This window comes from Arthrobacter oryzae (assembly GCF_037911235.1).
GTDB lineage: Bacteria > Actinomycetota > Actinomycetes > Actinomycetales > Micrococcaceae > Arthrobacter > Arthrobacter oryzae_E.
In genome coordinates, this window is sequence record NZ_JBBLYW010000041.1 from 1 (window position 1) to 21,439 (window position 21,439).

The window sequence follows — 21,439 nt, forward strand, 5'->3', positions numbered from 1 at the left end:
GGCAGCGACAGCCGCGGGGACTTCCGGGCCGAAGAAGCCCAGGCAGCCGCCGGAACGCCGGCCGACCAGCGCGGAGATGTGCTGATGCTGATCCACATCCCCGCGGACAGGCAGAAGGTCTACGGCATCTCCATCATGCGCGACACATGGGTCACCATCCCCGGCTACGGCCAGGCGAAGATCAACGCCGGGCTGCAGTTCGGCGGCACCCCGCTAATGGTCAAAACCGTGGAGACGCTGTTCAACACCCACATCGACCACGCCGTGATGGTGGACTTCAAAGGGTTCTGGGACGCCACCAACGCCTTGGGGGGCGTGGACGTGAACGTCACTGTGCCGTTCACCTCCACGCACGACACCCGCCATTACTTCCCCGCCGGCATCAACCGCCTCGACGGCGGAGCGGCCCTGGAGTTCGTCCGCGAGCGCTACGCGTTTGCCGACGGCGACTTCCAGCGGATCCGCAACCAGCAGACGTTCCTCAAAGCGTTCATCGGCAAGTTCATGAGCGAAGGCACGCTCAGCAACCCTGCCACGGTGATGCTGCTGGTGAACACCCTCCGGCCCTACGTGCTGGTGGACCCGGGCCTCACCCCGGAGACGCTGGTGCGGCTCGGCTATAGCCTTCGCGGGGTGGGGGCAGAGAACGCCGTCATGTTCCGGCTGCCCGACGGCGGCTTCGGGTTCAGCACCGACGGCCAGTCCATCGTCTACCAGAATCCCGGGGCGGTGGGCGCCATCTCCGCAGCACTCGCCAACGGCACCCTGGCCGACTATGTGGCGGCCAACGGCTTGCAAGGCGGGAACTGAGGGTGGCTGGGCGTCCCGGTCCGGGTCTGGGTCTAGGCACCGGGCCGGATCACGTTCAAGTACCATCTGCAGGCGATTCGGGCCTACACAGCTGGTGCTTGAAACTGGTGACTGGGTTCGGTTTGGGGCCCGCTAAAAGCGGCGGCCGCCGTCGTAAGCCCTGCCGTTAGGCGGCGAGGCTCAGGGCGCGGTTCCGCAGGCGGGTTCCCGCCGTCGTATCCGTTCGCTGGCCTGCCGGAGCGCGGCCTGCCGGAGCCAGGATGCTGATGTTGCATTCCGACTGGAGCGGGTCGATGGACGCCGGGAGGTGGTGGGATTCCGAACATGCCTGCAGCTGCTCCATTGCAGCCGGCTCAACACGTGCGTGGCTCACATCCACCACCAGGTGGAGTCCTTCCCTCAAATGATTTGCCCTCTTTACAACCACATACAGGGCCTGGAGGCTTTTTGCCGTCACATGTCCCTGCGCTGCTACTTCTGCCTCTCCGCAATCGAGGTCGAGCCGTACTAAAACCTTGAGTTTGTCGTTCAAGTGTTTCCCCTATTCACTGCATGGCCGCGACGCTGCGACCTCCATCAGACTAGGGAGCAAATGTGACGCACGCAACACTGAGCGTCACATGCGGCACGAGTGGCGTTATGAACGGCGCGGACCGTTGAACCCGGCTGCGGCGTGAGGTAAGGGTTCGCCTACGATGGAGCCGGTGAAGACCAGGACGTTTGTGGCGTGGATGGAACGCCGCCAGATCGGCCTGTATCTCGCCGCGATTATTGCCGGCGGCGCCTTGGGCTTCCTTGCACCCGGCTCGGCCGGCGCCCTGGAGTTGGCCATCAATCCCGTGCTGGGACTGCTGCTCTACGCCACGTTCCTGGGGATCCCTTTCGCGTCGCTGGGGCGGGCCGCGCGTGACGTCCGGTTCATGGCCACGCTGCTGGTGCTCAACTTCGCCGTGGTGCCGCTGGTGGTGTTCGGGCTGAGCCGGTTCGTCGCCGGGGACCAGGCGCTGCTGGTGGGGGTGCTGCTGGTGCTGCTGACGCCCTGCATCGACTACGTGATCGTGTTCACCGGGCTGGCGGGCGGGGCCAGCGACCGGCTGCTCGCCGCGGCACCGGTGCTGATGCTCGCCCAGATGCTCCTGCTGCCGGTGTATCTGATGGTGTTCGCGGGCCAGGGCCTGGTGTCCGTGATCGACCCGGCACCCTTCGTCCAGGCACTCGTATGGCTCATCATTGTCCCGCTGGCCCTTGCCGCGCTGACGCAGTGGCGGGCCGGGCGGGAAGGTGCCCCTCCCGCCGTCGGGCGTTCCGCTGTCGGGGGTCCCACTGTCGGGCGATCCGCCGTCGTCGGGCGTTCCGCCGTCGGGGGATCCGCCGTCGGGCAAAAAGTCATGGCGGCGATGCAGGCCCTCATGATCCCGCTGATGATGGCGACGCTGGCCGTGGTGGTGGGCTCGCAGATCGTGGGCGTGCGCACGGAGCTGGGGTCGCTCCTGGCGGTGGTGCCGCTGTACGCCGCGTTCCTGCTGGTGATGATGCCGGTGGGCCTGCTCGCAGCCCGGTTGGCCCGCCTGGATGCCCCCGCGACCCTGGCCGTGGTGTTCAGCGGAGCGACCCGCAATTCCCTGGTGGTGCTTCCGCTGGCCCTGGCGCTGCCGGAACCGCTGGCCCTCGCAGCGCTGGTGGTGGTCACCCAGACCCTGGTGGAGCTCGTCGGAATGGTGGCCTACGTTCGATTCCTGCCCCGGCTGGTGCCAGCCGATTCGCGGCTCCGGCACTAAGACGGGGCTGATTCACGTTGAGCTAAGGGCCGGCGGCGCCTGGGGAAGCCTCGGTCTCAGAAGGCTTGTCACCGCCGGCCCAGCTCAACGTGATCCGGAACGATGTCCGGGCCAAGTGATCGGTCTGGCGGATTCTCCCAGGGGGACCGGGTGCTCCGCCGACCGACTTCCTCAAGATTATGGAGCGCCGCCATGGTGTGCGTGAGTGGCGGCTACTTGTCTTTAAGTTGCAGAAGTGACGCAGTGTGCACGGCGCTACGCACGGACAAAGGGGACCACTCTATCCCCCGGTAGCGAACGCGGGTGCCTGCGGGCGGAATAGCTTTATATATTGAGTCAATGACCCAGACTCCAGTGCAGCACCCTGCCGACCACACCCCTGCGGCCACCGCCCCCGTAGCCCGGAAGGTCCCCACCGAACGGACCCACCACGGCGACACCTTCGTGGACAACTACGAATGGCTGCGGGCCAAGGATTCTACGGACGTGGTGGAGCACCTCAAGGCCGAGAACGCCTACCAGGAAGCGGTCACCGCCCACCAGGAACCGCTCCGCGAGGCCATCTTCCAGGAAATCAAGGCGCGCACGCAGGAGACGGACCTGTCCGTCCCCAACCGCAAGGACGGCTGGTGGTACTACACCCGCTCGGTGGAGGGCAAGGAATACGGCATCCAGTGCCGCGTCAAGGCCCAGGACACCGGGGACCCGGTGGCCGACTGGACTCCCCCGGCGGTGGAGGCCGGCGTCGAGCTTCCCGGGGAAGAGGTCCTGCTGGACTGCAACGTGGAAGCCGAAGGCAAGCCGTTCTTCGCCGTGGGCGGCACAGCCGTGACCGTGGACGGCAACCTCTACGCCTACGCCGTGGACAACGCCGGCGACGAACGCTTCACGCTGCGCTTCAAGGACCTGCGCACCGGCGAGATGCTGCCGGACGTCATCGAGAACATCTTCTACGGCGTCTCCTTCTCCCCCGACGGCACGCGCCTGTTCTACACCGTGGTGGACGACGCCTGGCGCCCCTACCAGGTGAAGGCCCACGTGCTGGGCACGCCGGTCACCGACGATGAGGTGGTTTACCAGGAGGACGACGTCGCCATGTGGCTGGGCTTCGACCTCTCCTCCGACCGTCGTCACCTCGTGCTGAGCATCGGCTGCTCGGAGTACAGCGAGACGCGGCTGCTCCGCTTTGACGATTACGACGCCGGACTCCGCACCGTGATTTCCCGCGACGAGCGGGTCCTCTATGAGGCCGAGCCGTTCCTGCTCGATGGTGCCGAGCGGGTCCTGGTGACGCACAACCGGAACGCCATCAACTCCATGGTGTCGCTGGTGGACCCGGCCGAGCTCGCCAAGCCGCTGGCCGAGCAGGAGTGGACCACCGTCGTCGAGCATTCCGACCAGGTGCGCGTCAACGGCGCGGGCGTCACCTCCACGCACGTCATCGTGTCCGTCCGCAAGGACACCATCGAACGCGTCCAGGTGCTGGCGCTGGCCGGCCTGGGCACGCCCGCGCAGGGCGAACCGGTGGAGCCGGCGTTCGACGAGGAGCTGTACACCGCCGGGGTGGCCGGCTCCGACTATGAAGCCCCGGTGATCCGGATGGGCTACACGTCCTACTTCACGCCGTCGCGCGTGTACGACTTTGTGCTGCCCACTCCCGCTGTGCCGGCGGGCGAGCTGCTGCTCCGGAAGGAGAGCCCCGTGCTGGGCGGCTACTCCCCGTCCGACTATGTGGCCACCCGTGAATGGGCGACGGCGGCCGACGGCACCCGCATTCCCCTTTCGGTGCTGCGGCACGCCTCGGTAGCGCGCGATTCCTCCGCGGCCGGCCTGGTGTACGGGTACGGCTCCTACGAGCTGAGCATGGACCCGGGCTTCGGCATCCCGCGGCTGTCACTGCTGGACCGCGGGATCGTGTTCGTGATCGCGCACATCCGCGGCGGCGGCGAGCTGGGCCGGCACTGGTACGAGGACGGCAAGAAGCTCGCCAAGAAGAACACGTTCACTGACTTCATCGCCGCCACCGACTGGCTGGCTTCTTCCGGGTGGGTCTCGCCGTCGCGGATTGCGGCGATGGGCGGCTCCGCGGGCGGGCTGCTGATGGGCGCCGTGGCCAACCTTGCCCCGGAGAAGTACGCCGCCATTGTGGCCGCCGTGCCGTTCGTGGACGCGCTCACCACCATCCTGGACCCGGAGCTGCCGCTGTCCGCCCTGGAATGGGAGGAATGGGGCAACCCGATCACGGACCCCGAGGTGTACGCCTACATGAAGTCCTACACGCCTTACGAGAACGTGCACTCGGCCGCGTACCCGAAAATCGCCGCCGTGACCTCGTTCAACGACACGCGCGTGCTCTACGTGGAGCCAGCCAAGTGGGTGCAGGCCCTGCGCTCTGCTTCCACCGGATCCGAGCCGATCGTGATGAAGATTGAGATGGACGGCGGCCACGGCGGAGCATCGGGCAGGTACGTCCAGTGGCGCGAACGGGCCTGGGACTACGCCTTCGTGGCCGACTCGGTGGGCGCGGTGGAGCTGCTGCCGGGTGCCGGGCTGAAGTAGGGGTCTTCCGGGGCGATTTCCGGGGCGGTTTTCCGGGGTGGCGCACGCACGATTTGCCCATTTTGGCCGCTACGCAGGGGTGCATAGCGGCCAAAAGTGGCAAACGGGTGGCTTCAGCGAGCGCAGGAGCGCGGGTGGCTTAGCCCTGCGCGGGATCCAGCGGCTTGGGCACGATGGGCTGGTCGTTGGCCGTCAGGTCGATGCCCAGATCCTTGGCGAACACGAGCCGCGTGTCCTTGTAGATCCCGGCGTGGTTCTCGTCCAGCTCAAAGACGCGTGCACCGCGCAGGCGGTTCCGGTCGGCGCCGGGCAGTCCGTAGGCTCCGAATCCTGTTCCGGGTGCATAGCCGAGCTGGACACCGTAGTAGTTGCCTACATAGGTGTTGACGTGGTCGTGCCCCACGAAGTATCCGAGCACATCGCCGCGTTCCAGGAAAGCGTTGAACAGGCCGGAGTTGATGGGTCCGGGGCACTCGTCCTCGTTCCGCTCTCCGACAATGTTGTGCTTCGTAAGCGCCCGCGCGTGGTCTGCCTCCGTCCGCGAATCAAGGCTGGCGAACCACATGTTGCGGTGCTCATGGAGCGCGATGTGGCCCCACATCAGCGACGGGACCTTCTTGCCGTACTTCTGCTCAGTGGCGATGGACTGGTTCCGGTACCAGGTCACCTGGTCCATGCGTACCCAGTCCCAGTCCGGGTAGCCTTCAAAGTCCTGGCCGTTGATGGTGTCCGGGGCGTACCGGCCGGTGTCGATGAGCCACAGCCCGAAGGCCGGAGCCTTTGAGCGGGAGGACTGCACCAGCAACTGCGAGTTGGACGTACCGGTGAGGCCTGGTGTGGAGTCCGCGTTCACGTTGAACTCATAGCTCTGGAGGAACTGAAGCATCTTGGCTTCGGTCATGCCTGTTTTCTGCACGGAATCTTCATCGTGGTTGCCGAAGGTCACGGCCCACGGGATCTGCCGGCTTTCCATCGGCTGGACGACGTGGTTGAGCGCCTGCTTGACCTCCAGTTCGTTGTCCATGCCGCCGTTCACCACATCGCCGTTGATCACCACGAAGTCCGGCTTTTCCGCATCAAGCGTGCGGTCCATGAGTTCGATGGTGCGGCGGTCCGTCTGCTCGTCGTCCTGGGTGTCGTTGAACTGGACAATCTTGAATTTGCCGTCAGGGCGGAAGATGAGGGTCGGCTTCGGGGCCTTCGCGCCCGGAGCTGCCTGGCCCCCTGTGGCAGCGGCCACGGTGATACCGAGCGCCCCCAGTGTTCCGGCGGCCGCCAATGCCGCCCGCCTGCTGAGTGTGGGCTGGTGGATAGTGGTGTTCATCGAGACCTCTCCTTGCTGATACTGCACAGATGCGGCCGCAGTTCCGGGCCGCCGTTATGCCCAGACAGTAGGAGAGGGAAGCGTCCCGTCCTGAAACGGGCGGTGAACGCACAGTGCCGCCGGTGGAGGTCAGGAGGCGTGCGGACCGTCCCGGCGCCGCGCCGTCCACTCATCGCGGAGGATGGCATAGACAACTTCCGTGGCCCATTCGCCCTTGTACCGCCACTTGTCCACGTGTTTGCCCTCAAGGCGCATGCCCAGCCGCTCGCAGATGGCCGCCGACGCCGTGTTCAGATCATCCAGCTTGGCGTCGATCCGGTGGAAGCCCAGGCCCTCGAACCCGAGCTTGAGCATCGCCTCCGCAGCCTCGGTGGCGTAGCCGTGCCCCCGCGCACCGGGAGCCAGGCTCCAGCCCACCTCGGCCTGGCCAAAGCCCGGCAGCCACTTGAGCACCACTTCGCCGATCAGGCCGGGCGAGTCCGCGGCCTCAATGGCCAGGGCAACCCAGTCGCCCTCTTTGTCGAAAACGAAGTTCGCGTAGTTGCCCACCCGTTCCATGCACTGCGTGTAGCTCTTGGCCGGACCCGGCAGGAACCGCGCTGTCGCGGGCAGCGAGTGGTAGGCGTGGAAGGCGTCGAGGTCGCCGGCTTCGAAGCGGCGCAGGACCAGGCGGCCTGTGCGGATGGGCAGTCGGATGTCCGGCATGGTTTGAGCGTACCCGTGACCCGGAGGTTGAGCCCGCCGGATCCCGGCAGGCCCAACCACCGGCAGGCCCAACCACCGAACCCCGCAGCCCGGACTACGCGGTGGCAGGACCCGTCGGTGCAGCGGCGCGGGCGGCGTGTCCGCGGCCCCTGGGCCACATTTGAACGGCCATGACGAACGCCCAGGCCGCCATGAGCACCAGTGCAACCAGCCGGGGTGCCGAGTCGAACAGTCCCACGTAGGACACCATCAGGCCGTGGACGATCCAGGCGACCCCCGAGGCCGCAGCCAGCCATCCGGGCCAACGGGCGTAGGCGTAGCCGTAGGCGATAGCCAAGCCAAAGAAAATCAGCGTGAGCCCGAGCAGGATGTTGGAATAGCTCTGCAGAGCGTACTCAGACCATCTCAGCCCCATGGCAGCCGAAAGAGCCGCAGGCTCCTGATCGGCGGGGGCATCCGCCCAGGCATCCACCGCCCACTTGAGCGCCACGCCGTCCACCGCCTGCAGCATGGTGATGGCCGCCGCCGTCAGCACCACTGCGGCCAGCCCGAAACGCGCCAGCACACTGGGTCCCTCCCGCTTGGCCGTGATGGCTAAGTACAGGGCAACAATCCCGCCGAAGAACACCAGGGCCGCGACCCACTGCGTGAAGTGGATGGCAATCCAGCCGTCGCTCTGGGCATACTCCCTGAAGACCGCCGTATGGTTCATGACGTCTTCCCTGGACGGGTGCACCGCCGTGGCAGCCACCAGCAAAATCACGCCGAGGGGAATCGCAACCGCACCGATCCTTCCCCAGAGTGCACTTGGTTCCTCACGAGTTTCCATCGCATTCTCCTCCCCAAGCCGGCAGCGTCCCACCGGTGCCCGTGATCCCTGCGGGGCGCATCGCCAGGCTTTCCATCGCTTCAAATATGGCTGGAGTGGGCGGGAAAGCCCCGCCCATAGCAACAGATTAAGAGCTTCGCGGTGGAAGGTATACCCATGTTTCTTCAGGTGCCTCAGGGCAGCGGCCCCGGTGCTCCCCGGTTGCCCCAAGGACGCGTGACCCGGGAAACTAATCATGCTTACTATTGTGTGCAGCCCGTTTCCAGCCAGGTTCAACTGAAGGAGCAGACATGTCGCTACGCAAGGGAACGTCCGTGGAATGGAACACGCCGCAGGGACCCACCCACGGCAAGATCGTGGAGAAGAAGACCGCCGATTTCGAGCTGGACGGCAACAAGCACCGGGCCAGCGAGGAGGAACCCCAGTACGTGGTGGAGTCCGCCAAGACCGGTGCCCGCGCCGCCCACAAAGCGTCCGCCCTGACTGAGAAGGGCTAGGCCATGCCGGGCCAAGAGCACCACGACGTCCTGGTCATTGGCGGCGGAAACGCCGGCATCTCCCTGGCGGCACGCCTGCACCGCTACGGCGTGACGGACTTAGCCGTGGTGGAGCCGAAGGACCACCACCTCTACCAGCCCCTGTTTTCGCACATCGCCGGCGGCCGGGCCACCGCCTCCGAGGCGATCCGGCCGCAGGCCGCCGTCACGCCTCGCGGAGTGAAATGGATCCACGACGGCGCCACCGGCATCGACGCCGCCGCCAACACCGTGACGCTCGCCTCCGGTGACACCGTGACCTACGGGCAGCTGGTGGTGTGCCCGGGCCTGCAACTGGACTGGGACAAGGTGCCCGGCCTGGCCGACGCCGTCCACTCTCCGCACGGTGCGTCCCACTACGAGTTCGAGCTGGCCCGAAGGCCTGGACCCTGCTCAGCACCCTCACGTCCGGCACGGCGGTGTTCACCATGCCGGCCGGTCCCATCAAATGCGGAGGCGCCGCCCAAAAGCCCATGTACCTGGCCTGCGACTACTGGCGGGAGCAGGGTGTCCTCGATGACATCCGCGTGGTGATGGTGCAGCCGTACCCCACCGTCTTCGGCGTCCCGGGCGTGGATGAGGAGCTGGACCGGAAGGTGGCCGAATACGGCATCGAGCTGCGGCTCAACAGCGAACTGGTCGCCGTCGATGCGGCTGCCCGGACGGCGAGCATCAGCAACAACGGCACCACCGAGGTACTCAGCTACGACGTCCTGAATGCGGTCCCGCCGCAGTCGGCACCGGACTGGCTCAAGCACACCGACCTGCCGGCGCCCGGGGATGCCGGCGGCTTCGTGGAGGTGGACCCGGAGACCCTCCGGCACGTCCGCTACCCGAACGTCTGGTCCCTGGGCGATGCCGCCGGCACCACCAACTCCAAGTGCGGCGGCGCACTTCGCAAGCAGACCAAGGTGCTGGCCAAGAACCTCGTGGCGGCCCGCAAGGGGCACCCGCTAAAGGAAAAGTACAACGGCTACGCGGTGTGCCCGTTCACTGCCTCCCGCTCCACCGTGATCTTCGCCGAGTTCGACGACCAGTACCGCCCGATGCCCACCATCCCGAAGGTCCCCACGTGGAAAGAGAGCCGGGCGTCCTGGGTGGTGGACCGCGACATTTTCCCGCAGGTGTACTGGAACCTCATCCTGAAGGGCCGCGCCTGACTAGTGAGAGAGCGTCTCGGAAATTGCGACGAAGAGTGAGAGAGCGTCCCAGGAAACGCGACGAAAAGTGAGAGAGCGTCCCGGTTAGGAAGCGGAATGTACGACGGCGGCGGTCGCCTCCGCGATGGCCCGCTCCTCGTCGGTGGGAACCACCAGCACGGGGATCATCGACGCGCCGGTGGAAATCACGCGCGGTTCCTTGGACCGCTGGCTGTTCAGCCCGGCGTCGAGCTCTATGCCCAGCGCCCCCAGCTTGTCCGCCACCAGCGTGCGGAACTGGTGGGAGTTCTCGCCAATGCCGGCCGTGAACACCAGCGCCTTGGCCCCGCCGACGGCCACGTGGTACCCGCCGATGTACTTGGCCAGCCGGTAGGACGCGACGGCGAGCGCCGTGGTTGCGCGGGCGTCGCCGGCTTCGGAGGCCTCCACCACGGAGCGCATGTCGTTGTTGCCCGCGAGCCCCTTGAGCCCGGATTCGCGGTTGAGCAGGGAGTCGATGTCCTCCGTGGACCAGCCCGCCCGGCCTAGGAACACCAGGATGGACGGGTCCAGGTCGCCGGACCGCGTGCCCATGACCAGGCCCTCCAGCGGGGTGAAGCCCATGGAGGTGTCCACGGATTTTCCGCCACGGATGGCCGTGACGGAGGCGCCGTTCCCCAGGTGGGCGATCACGCCGTCGAACTCTTCCACGGGAAGGTCCAGGAGCCCCGCCGCCTGGTGCGCGACGTACTCGTGCGAGGTGCCGTGGAAGCCGTAGCGGCGGATTCCGTGGTTGGTGTACAGCGAGTCCGGCACCGCGTAGCGCCAGGCGTGTTCGGGCAGGGTGCGGTGGAAGGCGGTGTCGAACACGGCAACCTGCGGCATGTCCGGCCACTTTTTCGCGATGGCGCGGATGCCCAGCACGTTGGCGGGGTTGTGCAGCGGGGCCAGCGGGTTGAGCCGCTCGATGGCGCGGGTGATCTCGTTGTCGATCAGCACCGGCTCGCCGAAGCGCTCGCCGCCGTGCACCACGCGGTGGCCCACGGCGTCCAGCGTCCGGTCCCCCAGCACTTCATGGATGGCGGCGTCCACCTGCTCCAGTGCCTCCGCGTGGTCCCGCGGGCCCTCGATCTCGCCGTCGCCTCCACCGCCGTTGCCCATGCCGATCTTTTCGATCAGCCCCTCCGTCAGGACGCTGTGGGACGCCACGTCCCGCACCTGGAACTTGAGCGAGGACGAACCGGAGTTGATGACGAGGACGAGCACGGGGCCTCCTAAGCCTTGGCTGCTGCGGTGGTCGGTGGAAGTTCGATCGTAGCGTCATTGCATCAGGCGCGGAGGGCGTTTAGAGTCGGCGGACCGATTGGACTACGTACGGAGGGCTTTTCCATGACTGACAGCACCACGCAGCCGACCGGCGGGGAGCCGGACTCTACTGCACCGGAGAGCGCCGGACCTGCGGGCACCGCACCTGAGACCGGGTCCAAGGCGAAGGACCCCACCGGCGTCGAGGGCGCGAACCCGGCCCTGGACGACACGGGGAACGTCAAGGCCGCCGAGGTGGGCGAGTCCCCCGAGCCGCCCGAGAACGTGGAGGACCTGGACCTCACGCCGGAGGGCTTGGCGGACGCGCCGGCCAAGCAGGAAGACGCGGCCAGCCCGGCAGAGCCGGAGAACAGCTAGAGCCGGAAAACAGCTAGCCGCCGGTCCGCCTGACTATGCGTGCGCAGCGGCGGCTGCCGGCTCGGTGGCCGGCTCCACCGACTGCGCCTGAACGGCGGTGATGGCCACCGTGTTCACGATGTCCTCCACCGTGCAGCCGCGGGAGAGGTCGTTCACCGGCTTGCGGAGCCCCTGCAGGACGGGCCCGACGGCGACCGCCCCCGAGGACTGCTGCACCGCCTTGTAGGTGTTGTTGCCAGTGTTGAGGTCCGGGAAGATGAACACGGTGGCCTGCCCGGCCACGGACGAGCCGGGCATCTTGGACTGCGCGATCGCGGCGTCCACGGCGGCGTCGTACTGGATGGGGCCTTCGACGGCGAGGTCCGGGCGGCGCTCCTTCACCACTTCGGTGGCCTGCCGCACTTTGTCCACCGCCTCGCCCGTTCCGGATCCGCCGGTGGAGTAGGACAGCATGGCCACGCGCGGCTCCACTCCGAACTGTGTGGCGGTCTCGGCCGAGGCCAGCGCGATGTCCGCCAACTGCTCCGCGTTCGGGTCCGGGTTGACCGCGCAGTCGCCGTAGACCAGCACCCGGTCCGGCATCAGCATCAGGAACACGGAGGAGACGATCTTCACGCCGTCGCGGGTCTTCACGAACTCCAGCGCGGGGCGGATGGTGTGGGCGGTGGTGTGCGCGGCGCCGGAGACCATGCCGTCCACAACGCCCAGCTGCACCATCATGGTGCCGAAGTAGCTGCCGTCCAGCATGACCTCCAGTGCCTTGGCCAGGTCCACGCCCTTGTGCGCCCGCAGCTCCGCGTACTTCTCGGCGAACCCCTGGCGCAGCTCGGACGTGGCGGGGTCCACGATGGTCATGCCGGAGAGGTCGATGCCCTGGGTGGACGCCAGCTCCCGGACCTCTGATTCGTTGCCCAGGATGGTGAGGTCGCAGACGTCCCGGCGGTGCAGGATTTCCGCGGCGCGGAGGATCCGCACGTCGTTCCCCTCGGGCAGCACGATGTGCCGGCGCTGGAGCCGGGCACGCTCAATGAGGTCGTGCAGGAACCGCAGCGGCGTCATCCGCTCCAACCGCGGCAGGTGCAGGCGCTCCACCAGCTCGGCCTCGTCCACGCGCCTGGCCCACAGCCCCACGGCCGAGGCCACCTTGCGGCGGTGCCCGGACCAGATTTCGCTGCGGACCTCGGACACCCGCTTCGCGGTGGTGTAGGTATCGTCCGGGCTGGCGAACACGGGGAACGGCGCCTGCGCCAGCAGCGAATAGATGTTGGGGTCCGGGGCCAGGCCGCCGGTGAGGATGATCGCCGACGGCACCGGGAACTCCGCCGAGAACGACGACGCCAGGCACGCGACCATCACGTCCGCCCGGTCACCCGGAACGATCACCAGGGCGCCGTCGTCGAGCACGTGCAGGAAGTTTGCCACACTCATGGCCGCCACCTTGATGGACCGGACGTCGCGTTCCATGTCCTGCCGCCCGGCCACCTGGCGGATCCCCAGCGCGGTGGCAACCTCGCCGGTGGTGGGCCGGGCGATGTCCTCCAGCTCCGGGAACACATACACGGGCCGCCCGGACGCGCCCGGCTTCACGGCGGCCACGATCCCGTCCACGTCCTCCGGGTCCGCACGGTTCACCATGATGGCCAGCAGGCTGCAGCGTTCCGCCGCCAGTTCCTTGCGGGCAACCTCGACGGCGTCAGCCGCCTCCTCTACGGTGCGCCCCTTCGCGCCCACCACGGCAACGATGGACGCGGCCAGGTTGTTCGCGAGGCGTGCGTTGAGGTCGAATTCGACGGCGGCATCCTGGCCGGTGAGGTCGGTGCCCTCCACGATCACCACGTCGCAGTGGCGCGACATCTCGGCGAAGATCTCCACGCAGCGGGCGTCAATCTCCGCACGGTTGCCCTCGGCCAGGAGGCCGCGGACCTCGGCAAACGTCAGGCCGCCGCGGCAGCGGTCGTCGTCGAGATCGAACCGGGACTTCATCAGGGCCACCATGGGGTCCGCCGCGGGGTCGGGGCCGTGGACCACGGGCTTGAAGAAGCCGATGCGGTCCGCATGCCGGTGCAGCGTGTCCGCCAGCCCCAGTGCTATGAGCGACTTACCGGATCCCGGTGTGGTCGCGCTGACGTAAATCCCCTTGGCCATGATCCGCCCTTAGGTTGTGACGTGGTGGTGCTCCGTCCCACCATACTTTCACTTGTTGGCGGGCTTTCTCCACGAGGCTTGCGGTTCCGCGACGGCAAGCTCCCGGATTCGTTCGGTGGCGGCCCAGCTGGCCAGGAGGCGGAGCCGTTCATCCGACGGCGACCCGGGCACGGCCGGGAAGATAGTGAGCCGGAATCCCGGATCCTCGGCGAGGTCCATGGCTTCGTAGCTCAGCTCGAGCTCCCCCACCGCCGGGTGGCGGAACAGCTTGGTTCCGGCGTAGTGGCGGCGGACGTTGTGGGCCGCCCAGCGGGTGCGGAACTCCTCGCTGCGCATGGACAGTTCCCCGACGAGGTCCACCAGGCGTTTGTCGAACGGGTTCTGGCCGCTGTAGGTGCGCAGGAGGGCCACGTTGGTGCTGGCCGCCAGTTCCCAGTCGGGGTAGAACTCCCGGGCCTTGGGGTCGAGGAAGATGAACCGGGAGTGGTTGGCCGGCCGGGCGGGCCCGCGGTACATCTCCGAGTACAACGCGTACCCCAGCTCGTTGGCCGCCACGATGTCCATGTGCTGGTTGCCGATGAAGGCCGGCGCCGCCGTGATGGCGTCCAGCATGAACTGCAGGGCCGGGCGGACGGTCCCGCTCTGGAGCGGACGTTGCCTGGTCCGGCCGGAAGGGCTGGCCGCACGCGCCAGGTTGTAGAGGTGGTCCCGTTCGGCCTCGTCCAGTTTCAGGGCGCCGGCAATGGCGTCGAGCACACTTTCGGACGTGCCGGCGAGGTTCCCGCGCTCAAGTTTCGTGTAATAGTCCACGCTGACGCCCGCGAGCATGGCGACCTCTTCGCGGCGCAAGCCGGGGACCCGGCGTCGTCCGCCGTAAAGCTTCAGCCCGGCCATTTCCGGGGTGATCTTGGCGCGTCTTGAGGCGAGGAACTCCCGCACGGCCATCCTGTTATCCACCCGTTCACGCTACACCGGAGGGGCCCGGCGGAGGGAGGTACTGGCAGAACCCGGATAAGGAGAGCCGTCGCTAGCAAGGGCCCGGTCCGGTTGACTGGAATCCAACACCCCGCATCACTGGAATCAATGGAACGGAGCCAGCATGACCGCCACCGGCGCCCCTTCGCATGCACCCGCACCCGCAGCTGAACCCGCACCACGCCAGGCCGTCGGCCGGCCGCTGGCTATTGTCCTCGGTCTGCTGACAATCTTCGGTCCGATCTCCATGGACCTCTACCTCCCCGTGCTGCCGGCCCTCACCGCAGAGCTTCAAAGCACAACGTCCGTGGCGCAGCTGACCATCACTGCCTGCCTGCTCGGCCTGGCCATCGGCCAAGTGGTTGCCGGGCCGCTCTCGGACCGCTTCGGCCGCCGCACCCCGCTGCTGATCGGAGTGATCGCCTACACGGTCACCTCCGTGCTGTGCGCGCTCAGCCCCACCGTCGAAACGCTCATCCTCGCCAGGTTCGTCCAGGGCCTCGCCGGAGCCGTGGGCATCGTGATTGCGCAGGCGGCGGGCCGGGACGTCTACTCGGGCGGGAAGCTGATCCGCTACTACGGCCGCCTCACCGTGCTGGGCGGACTGGCCGCCATCATTGGCCCGGTGATCGGCGGCCAGCTTGCGACATTCACGGACTGGCGCGGAGTTTTCCTGTTCCTCGCAGCGGTGGGCGTGGCCATCCTCGTGGCGTCGCTGCTGGTGTTCGGGGAGACCCTGCCGAAAGACCACCGCATCACCGGCGGGCTCTCCCACACCCTCAACGACTTCCGCCGGCTCCTGGCCAACCGGAAGTTCGTCGGAGCCGTCCTGATCACCGGCTTCACCTACTCCGCGATCTTCGCCTACCTGAGCGGCGCAACCTACATCCTCCAGGGCATGTACGGGCTCTCCCCGCAGGAGTACTCGCTGGCGTTCGGCCTGAACTCCCTGGGCTTTGTGATCTTCGGGTTCATCTCCGGCAGGCTGGCCGAGCACTGGTCCGAACGCGGAACCCTCGCCGCGGGCCTGGCCATGGCGCTCACCGGCGCCCTGGGCCTGCTAGCCACGGCACTCCTGCACCTGCCGCTGATTGCCATCGTGCTGTCCCTGTTCACCATGGTCAGCGGCGTGGCCGTGACCAGCCCGCCGGCCACGTCGCTCGCCCTCAAGGACTATCCCGACATCGCCGGGACGGCCTCATCGCTCCTGGGCCTGGCCCGGTTCGCCTTCGGCGGCCTGGCCGCGCCCCTGGTGGGCATCGGCGGCGCCACCGATCCGGTGCCCTTCGGCATCGTCGCAGCTGCTGCCGCAGCGGCAGCCGCGCTGTGCCTCGGACTGGTCGGCCGGCGTCGGACGCCTGTTGCGTAGTGGTGGACGGCGGGTGTTCGTCAGGCGGGTCGGCGGCCTTGGGCCAGTTCGTGAATGAAGGCTCCCAGCGTCTTGCCGTTCGCAGGAGTATCGGCAAGAGCCACGAGGGTGCACGCGACGCCGGCGAGTTTGGTGTTCCTGTTGTTGCTGTAAGTGGCCAACAGCTTGAAGGCTTCGTCCGACCCGATGCCCAGCCGCCCCATCAGGATGCCTGCGGCTTTCGCGATAGTGCTCCGCGTTCCCACCGCGCCCTGGACTGCTTCGCGCGCGGCCAGTTCAGTTTCCCGTTGAACAGTGGACGTCAGGTCAAGCATGACTCCTGAAATACTCGACAGGTTTCCGGCCTCATCCAGCACCGCCTCCCCCGCAGTCAGCACCCGGTGCAGGTTGTTCCGGGCATCGATCACCCGATGGTAGATGGCAACGTGGCCGCCATGGGCGAACAGCTCACTGCTCACTGCCTGAACCCGCGGAAGGTCGTCAGGATGCTTATGCGCCAGCGTCAGCTCCATCGTCGGAACGACGTCGCCGCGGCGGTAGCCATGGATGGTGTAGAGCTCATCAGACCATTGCATGACCCTGGACTTGCCATCAAAAACAAACGTCCCGGCCAGCAAAGTGGACGTACCCAGAGCACTCGAGTACGTCCGCGCCTGCCCCAAAATTTCGCTCATCGGACCCCTTTGTCACGGGTCGGCTTCCCCCGACTCTGATGGTACGCCGATGATGATGATTCGGCACGCGCCAGGGCTGCCTGCCGGGAGTGCTTTCGGGAGTGCTTTCGGGAGAAGCACCGGGCGCACACGGCAGGATCCCCAGCCTTTGCAGGTTGGGGATCCTCGGCCTGTGGAGTATAGGTACGGTGTCGGCTAACCGAGCAGGGTGGTGATGAGCCTGATTGACGAGGCGACGATGGCGATGAGTCCGATGGCGCCGAACAGGTTTTGCCACCACTTGTTGCGCAGGTCGCCCATGACGGCGGTTTTGTTGGCCATGATGACGATGAGTGCGCCGAGCAGGGGTGCGATGAGGACGGTCAGGGACTGCGCAATGACGATGAGTCCTACAGGTGAGGACTGGAACGAGAGGGTGATGACCAGGCCGAAGGCCAGAATGACACCGGTGAATATGCGGGCCGTGGGTGATCCGGCTTCTGCGCCGCGGCCAAGTCCATCGGAGATCATGGTGCCGCCGGCGGTGGCGTTGGCAATCATCGAGGAGAAAGCCGCGCCGGAGAGGCCGAGGGCGAAGAGCATGGACCCGACGGGACCTGCCAAGGGTGTGAAGACGGAGGCAAGGGCGTTGATGGTGCCGGCTTCGGCCCCTGTCTTGCCGAGCACGGCGGCGGCCACCATGATGACCAGTGCGGTCATGATGCCGGGTGCGACGATGCCGGGAATGGTGTCGACGAGGGTGATGTCACGGTAGTCGGCTCGTGTCCGGCGGTTTTCCTTGATGCCGTAGGAGGTGTAGAAGGCGGCGTTGATGGAGAAGTTGGTGCCCACCAGGGCGACGATGAGGATCTCGCTTCCGGCCGGAAGGCTCGGGACCATGCCTTCCATCGACCGGTACCAGTCCGGCTGGGCGACGACGGTGCTGGCGACGAACGCTATTCCCATGAGGACGACTATGACCAGTAGTGCCTTTTCCACGATTCCGTAGACGTTGCGGAAAGCCAGCACGAAGCCGACCGCTGCCGTGCACACGACGGTCCAAAGAACGGGGGAACCGCCGAATACGAGCGACAGGCCAAGCCCCGAGCCGACGGCGTTGCCGACGGAGAACATGAGCGTGATGCCAAAGACGCCGAAGCCGGCCAGGACGCCGACCCACTTGCCGAGGTGCTGTTTGATGGCCGTGATCAGCGAGCCCGGAGCGGTGATGCCAAGCCGGACGCTCATGTCGGTGAAGAAAATCATGAGGATAGTGGAGACGGCGATGACCCAGACAAGGGTGTAGTCGAACCGGCTGCCGGCCTGCACGGCGGTGGTGAGGTTCCCGGGCCCGAACTGCCAGGCTCCGACAACGAAGGCGGGCCCCATGAGGGCGAGGTAGCCAAGGAATGTCCGCCGTTTGGGCGGGGCTACCGGCGCCGGGTTGGTGTCGGGGGTGGTGGCCATGTGTCCTCGGTGAGCGTGCGGGGAGGTGATGGTGTTGTTCGGCTCGCTCATTGCGAGTCCTCCTTCTACAGCAGCACTGCTGCGGTCGTCGTTGACCTAATTGGAGAATAAAGCATTGGATACAGGCGGCGGGCTGTGCCCGCCACCTGTATGGATCCGGAGATCAGGCGGGAACGGTGACGCTGCCCAGGTTGGCGGACTTCAACGCCAGTGCGATTTCCTCGCCGGCGCCTTCGGCAAGCGGGAGCAGCGGCGGGCGTACAGTCGCGTGATCGAGGATGCCACGGGCGACGAGGCCTTCTTTAAGGGCCACGGTGCCTTCCATGTGCGATCCGCGGTGGTAGACGTTCTTCGTCACGGGCAGGAGGCGGTCGTGGATCGCGCGGGCCGCGGCGTAGTCCTTGGCCTTGCCGGCGGCGATGAGCTCCACGAGCGGCTCGGGGGCGAGTCCGCCGTAGCCCACCAGTGCGCCGTCGACGTCGAACATGGTGTGCAGCAGGTACTCGTCGTGGCAGGTGAGGATCTGCAGGTCCGGGTAGGTTGCCCGCAGGACGGGGATTTCAGTGTCCCAGCGCTTCATGTTCCGCACGCCGTTCTTGGTGGCGAACACGCCTTCCTGGCCAGCGATCTCCAGCTGGGTCTCCAGGTCGTAGGTGGCCTTGGTGGCATCCGGGTACTGGAAGAGAATCAGCGGCAGGCCGGACGTTTCGTAGATTTCCTTGTAGCGGGTCTGCGGCGCACCCTTCTGGTAGCCGAAGCGCAGCCAGCCGTGTGACGGGTAAACCAGGCCTGCAGAAGCGCCTGCCTCCACCGCCCGCTTGGCCTCGAGGGCAGCAACCATGTTGCCCTCACCGGTGATGCCGGCGATGATCGGGATTTCGCCGTTGACCGCGTTCTTGAATTCGCGGATCACGAGAGCCTGCTCGTCCTGGGTCAGGAACGTGCCTTCACCGGCGTGGCCCAGGACAACCAGGCCTTTGACGCCCTCGACGCTGGCCAGCCAGCCACCGAGGCGGTGGATTGCGTCGACGTCGACGCTTCCGTCCCGGTTGAAAGGCGTTACGGGAGCGGGAACCAGCCCGCGGAGATCGATGGTCATGAGAGCTTCCTCTATCTTGTCGTTTGTCTGTTCCGTTAGTGTCTGTTCCACTTGGGTGAGAACGTTTGCGGGAACGTTTTCATTCTGACGTGTGTTCCAGCTCACTGTCAAGGGTCCGATGTGAACGAGAAGGAAATAGAGTGTCATCTAAGAGCATCTTGAACAGGAGAACGCACATGGAACCGGCAAGCCCAGGGACCACCGTCACGCTGAGGGACGTTGCCGCGGCCAGCGGAGTCAGCGTCTCCACAGCCAGCCGCGCCTTGGATGACAGGGGAACAGCCTCGAAATCAGCTGCGGCAGCGCACGTCAGAAAGATCGCTGAAGAGCTCGGATACCGAAGGAACTCCTTTGCCTCCAGCCTGCGCCGCGGCGAAACACGGACCCTGGGCGTGCTGGTGCCGCGGCTCAGCGATACCGTGATGGCCCTGATGTTCGAAGAACTTGAACGGGCGGCCGCTGCCCGCGGCTACTTCGCCATGGTGGCCACCAGCGGCGACGATCCCGACGACGAACGCCGGGCCGCCGAAACCCTCCTCGACCGCAACGTGGACGGGCTGATCCTCGCAACGGCCCGGCTCGACGACGAACTTCCGCGCCTGCTCCGTCAACGCGGCATAACGCACGCCCTGGTCCTCCGCACGGACGGGGAGAGCCCTTCCGCGATCGGAGACGATGAGGTGGGCGGATATTTGGCCGTCAGGCACCTCATCGACCTGGGCCACCGGGACATCGCCGTCGTCACCGGCCCGTCCTTCACCTCCAGCGCGGTCGCGCGCCTTATCGGTGCCCGCAGGGCGCTGGAGGAGGCAGGCATCCACGCGCCGGAGGAATGGCTGATTGCCGCGGGCTACGGCATTGAAAACGGGTTCTCAGCAGGCGAATTCCTCCTGGGCGAAAAGGGCGGCACACGCCCGACCGCCATCTTCGCCGCCAACGACAACATCGCCATGGGGATCATGGCAGCAGCGCACCGTTCCCATGTCACCGTGGGGGAAGACCTTGCCCTCGTGGGCTACAACGACACGCCGCTCTCCGCAAGGCTCCCCACTCCGCTGTCATCCGTACGCGTGCCCTTGGATCAAATCGCCAGCACTGCCATCGATCTCATCGTGAATCCCGGCAAAGAACCGCACATACGCAAATCCATGCCGGCCCTCATACCCCGCGCCTCGAGCGGACCGCCACAGCACTCCCCGGCCGCCCGTTCCTGATCCGCCGTCAGGCTTTGAGCGCCGCCGCGATTTCTGCCGCCCAGGCATCCACCGCATCCCAGTCGCGGAAATCGCCGGCCGGCAAAGCATCTTTCGCCGCCGGCACGAGCTTCATCAGCCGTTCGGCCACCCCGACGGGCGGCGCCTCCGGATCCCAGGCACCAAAAAACACCTGTTCCCCGCGGGTGTGCACCAGGCCCGACAACTTCTCGAATTCCTTGGGCCTGGCGGACTCAAGAACATCGTGGCCCTCGGCATCCACGCGGTCCGCGCCCAACGGTCCGCTGCTGAACAGCCAGACCGGCCGCTCGGACAAGAGGGCCTGGTGGGTCTTGACGAAGGCAGTGACATCCTTCATGACGTGAGCCATGTACGTGGCCCCGCCGATCACGAAGGCGTCGTACGGGGCGGCGTCGAAGTACTCGCTTACCGAGCGGGCCTCGGCCGGCAGACCGGCAGCCCCGAGGTCCGCAGCAATCCGCTCGGCAATCCCGGCTGTTGCGCCATGCCGGCTCGCATATGCAACAAGCACCTTCATCGGAGCTCCCCTCTTGGTGTTCATGCCGCAGCTGGTGTCGTTTCATGATGGCGGGAGGTGCCCGCCGGCAGGTAGGGGCTTCCGGCCCGGCCACCGGCCCGAACCTTGGAATCGGCGCCGAAATCAGCACCGCCTCTTGACAGCATGCCCCAAAATGGGATTACCTAATGAACATTCGGTAAATAAAGCTGGAGGCAATGACGCATGGCTGAAGCAACACTCTCCGGGGCTACCCACCCCATCCTTGAAAACGACTACGCCTCCGAATGGATGGGCATCGAGGTTGTTGCGCTGGACGACGGACATGCCACGATCCGCATGGCGCTCCGACAGGAAATGCTCAACGGATTCGGCATGGCGCACGGCGGAATGATCTTCGCCTTCGGCGACACAGCCTTTGCGCTGGCCTGCAACCAGTCCACCCCGAAGCCGGGCGAAGACCGGATAGACACAGGCAACATCACCGTGGCGTCCGGCGTCGATATCAACTTCCTCAAGCCGGCCTTCCGCGGCCAGGTTCTTACCGCCGTCGCCAACCGCCGCGCCGTGACCGGCCGCAGCGGCCTCTTCGACGTCCAGATCTTTGCCGCCGATCCCGCCGTAAGCACCTCCGCTG

19 protein-coding genes and 1 pseudogene are annotated in these 21,439 nt (G+C 66.5%); 9 read left to right on the forward strand and 11 right to left on the reverse strand.

The genetic code is table 11. The annotated features are described in order from the left end of the window. A partial coding sequence (locus WMN78_RS12510) for an LCP family protein (RefSeq protein WP_340534042.1) occupies positions 1 to 810 on the forward strand: 810 nt, incomplete at its 5' end. Between the two features lie 166 nt (positions 811 to 976). Here the strand turns inward: WMN78_RS12510 and WMN78_RS12515 are convergent. Beyond that, positions 977 to 1,342 carry a hypothetical protein gene (locus tag WMN78_RS12515; protein ID WP_340534043.1) on the reverse strand — a complete coding sequence of 122 codons (366 nt, stop codon included), beginning with the start codon at positions 1,340 to 1,342 and terminating at the stop codon, positions 977 to 979. Positions 1,343 to 1,505: 163 nt separating this feature from the next. Between WMN78_RS12515 and WMN78_RS12520 the strand changes: the two genes are divergently transcribed. Both WMN78_RS12520 and WMN78_RS12525 read left to right on the forward strand, forming a co-directional pair. After that, positions 1,506 to 2,588 carry an arsenic resistance protein gene (locus WMN78_RS12520; RefSeq protein WP_340534044.1) on the forward strand — a complete coding sequence of 361 codons (1,083 nt, stop codon included), beginning with the start codon at positions 1,506 to 1,508 and terminating at the stop codon, positions 2,586 to 2,588. Positions 2,589 to 2,927: 339 nt separating this feature from the next. Further along, positions 2,928 to 5,147, forward strand: coding sequence for a S9 family peptidase (locus tag WMN78_RS12525; RefSeq protein ID WP_340534045.1), 2,220 nt, complete (start codon positions 2,928 to 2,930; stop codon positions 5,145 to 5,147). Positions 5,148 to 5,286: 139 nt separating this feature from the next. Here the strand turns inward: WMN78_RS12525 and WMN78_RS12530 are convergent, their stop codons facing one another. From WMN78_RS12530 to WMN78_RS12540, 3 genes are all read right to left on the reverse strand, one after another. Then, positions 5,287 to 6,471: a metallophosphoesterase family protein gene (locus WMN78_RS12530; protein WP_340534046.1), complete on the reverse strand. Its 1,185-nt coding sequence runs from the start codon at positions 6,469 to 6,471 to the stop codon at positions 5,287 to 5,289. Between the two features lie 129 nt (positions 6,472 to 6,600). Then, complete coding sequence (locus WMN78_RS12535; protein ID WP_340534047.1) at positions 6,601 to 7,176, reverse strand: GNAT family protein; 576 nt, start codon at positions 7,174 to 7,176, stop codon at positions 6,601 to 6,603. A gap of 94 nt (positions 7,177 to 7,270) precedes the next feature. Next, the gene (locus WMN78_RS12540; RefSeq protein WP_340534048.1) at positions 7,271 to 8,005 is read right to left on the reverse strand and encodes a hypothetical protein; all 735 of its coding nucleotides are present in this window, start codon (positions 8,003 to 8,005) and stop codon (positions 7,271 to 7,273) included. A 290-nt stretch (positions 8,006 to 8,295) separates the two neighbouring features. Here WMN78_RS12540 and WMN78_RS12545 point away from each other — a divergent pair, with 290 nt between their 5' ends. Then, a complete protein-coding gene (locus tag WMN78_RS12545; RefSeq protein WP_340534049.1) occupies positions 8,296 to 8,502 on the forward strand; it encodes a DUF2945 domain-containing protein in 207 nt (68 codons plus the stop codon). Positions 8,503 to 8,505: 3 nt separating this feature from the next. Then, a pseudogene (locus tag WMN78_RS12550) lies at positions 8,506 to 9,701 on the forward strand (NAD(P)/FAD-dependent oxidoreductase). Between the two features lie 84 nt (positions 9,702 to 9,785). Here WMN78_RS12550 and WMN78_RS12555 read toward each other — a convergent pair. Beyond that, the gene (locus WMN78_RS12555; RefSeq protein WP_340534050.1) at positions 9,786 to 10,946 is read right to left on the reverse strand and encodes an acetate kinase; all 1,161 of its coding nucleotides are present in this window, start codon (positions 10,944 to 10,946) and stop codon (positions 9,786 to 9,788) included. A gap of 123 nt (positions 10,947 to 11,069) precedes the next feature. Here WMN78_RS12555 and WMN78_RS12560 point away from each other — a divergent pair, with 123 nt between their 5' ends. Then, entirely contained in the window at positions 11,070 to 11,363 is a 294-nt protein-coding gene (locus tag WMN78_RS12560) for a hypothetical protein (protein WP_340534051.1), read from the forward strand. A gap of 33 nt (positions 11,364 to 11,396) precedes the next feature. Here the strand turns inward: WMN78_RS12560 and pta are convergent, their stop codons facing one another. Next, positions 11,397 to 13,508, reverse strand: a complete 2,112-nt coding sequence (gene pta, locus WMN78_RS12565) for a phosphate acetyltransferase (RefSeq protein ID WP_340534052.1) — start codon at positions 13,506 to 13,508, stop codon at positions 11,397 to 11,399. A gap of 48 nt (positions 13,509 to 13,556) precedes the next feature. Further along, entirely contained in the window at positions 13,557 to 14,465 is a 909-nt protein-coding gene (locus WMN78_RS12570; RefSeq protein WP_340534053.1) for a helix-turn-helix transcriptional regulator, read from the reverse strand. 142 nt (positions 14,466 to 14,607) lie between these two features. Here WMN78_RS12570 and WMN78_RS12575 point away from each other — a divergent pair, with 142 nt between their 5' ends. Beyond that, positions 14,608 to 15,852, forward strand: a complete 1,245-nt coding sequence (locus WMN78_RS12575) for a multidrug effflux MFS transporter (RefSeq protein ID WP_340534054.1) — start codon at positions 14,608 to 14,610, stop codon at positions 15,850 to 15,852. 20 nt (positions 15,853 to 15,872) lie between these two features. On the opposite strand, the gene WMN78_RS12580 is transcribed toward WMN78_RS12575, so the two are convergent. From WMN78_RS12580 to WMN78_RS12590, 3 genes are all read right to left on the reverse strand, one after another. Then, a complete protein-coding gene (locus WMN78_RS12580) occupies positions 15,873 to 16,526 on the reverse strand; it encodes a PAS and ANTAR domain-containing protein (RefSeq protein WP_340534055.1) in 654 nt (217 codons plus the stop codon). 195 nt (positions 16,527 to 16,721) lie between these two features. Continuing rightward, the gene (locus WMN78_RS12585; RefSeq protein WP_340534056.1) at positions 16,722 to 18,023 is read right to left on the reverse strand and encodes an Nramp family divalent metal transporter; all 1,302 of its coding nucleotides are present in this window, start codon (positions 18,021 to 18,023) and stop codon (positions 16,722 to 16,724) included. A 112-nt stretch (positions 18,024 to 18,135) separates the two neighbouring features. Continuing rightward, positions 18,136 to 19,071, reverse strand: coding sequence for a dihydrodipicolinate synthase family protein (locus tag WMN78_RS12590; RefSeq protein ID WP_340534057.1), 936 nt, complete (start codon positions 19,069 to 19,071; stop codon positions 18,136 to 18,138). A 176-nt stretch (positions 19,072 to 19,247) separates the two neighbouring features. On the opposite strand from WMN78_RS12590, the gene WMN78_RS12595 reads away from it, so the two are divergent. After that, positions 19,248 to 20,285, forward strand: coding sequence for a LacI family DNA-binding transcriptional regulator (locus WMN78_RS12595; RefSeq protein WP_340534058.1), 1,038 nt, complete (start codon positions 19,248 to 19,250; stop codon positions 20,283 to 20,285). Positions 20,286 to 20,292: 7 nt separating this feature from the next. Here the strand turns inward: WMN78_RS12595 and WMN78_RS12600 are convergent, their stop codons facing one another. After that, positions 20,293 to 20,847, reverse strand: a complete 555-nt coding sequence (locus WMN78_RS12600; protein ID WP_340534059.1) for a flavodoxin domain-containing protein — start codon at positions 20,845 to 20,847, stop codon at positions 20,293 to 20,295. Positions 20,848 to 21,027: 180 nt separating this feature from the next. Between WMN78_RS12600 and WMN78_RS12605 the strand changes: the two genes are divergently transcribed. Then, positions 21,028 to 21,439 (forward strand): hotdog fold thioesterase (locus WMN78_RS12605; protein WP_340534060.1); only part of this gene is annotated, 412 nt, incomplete at its 3' end.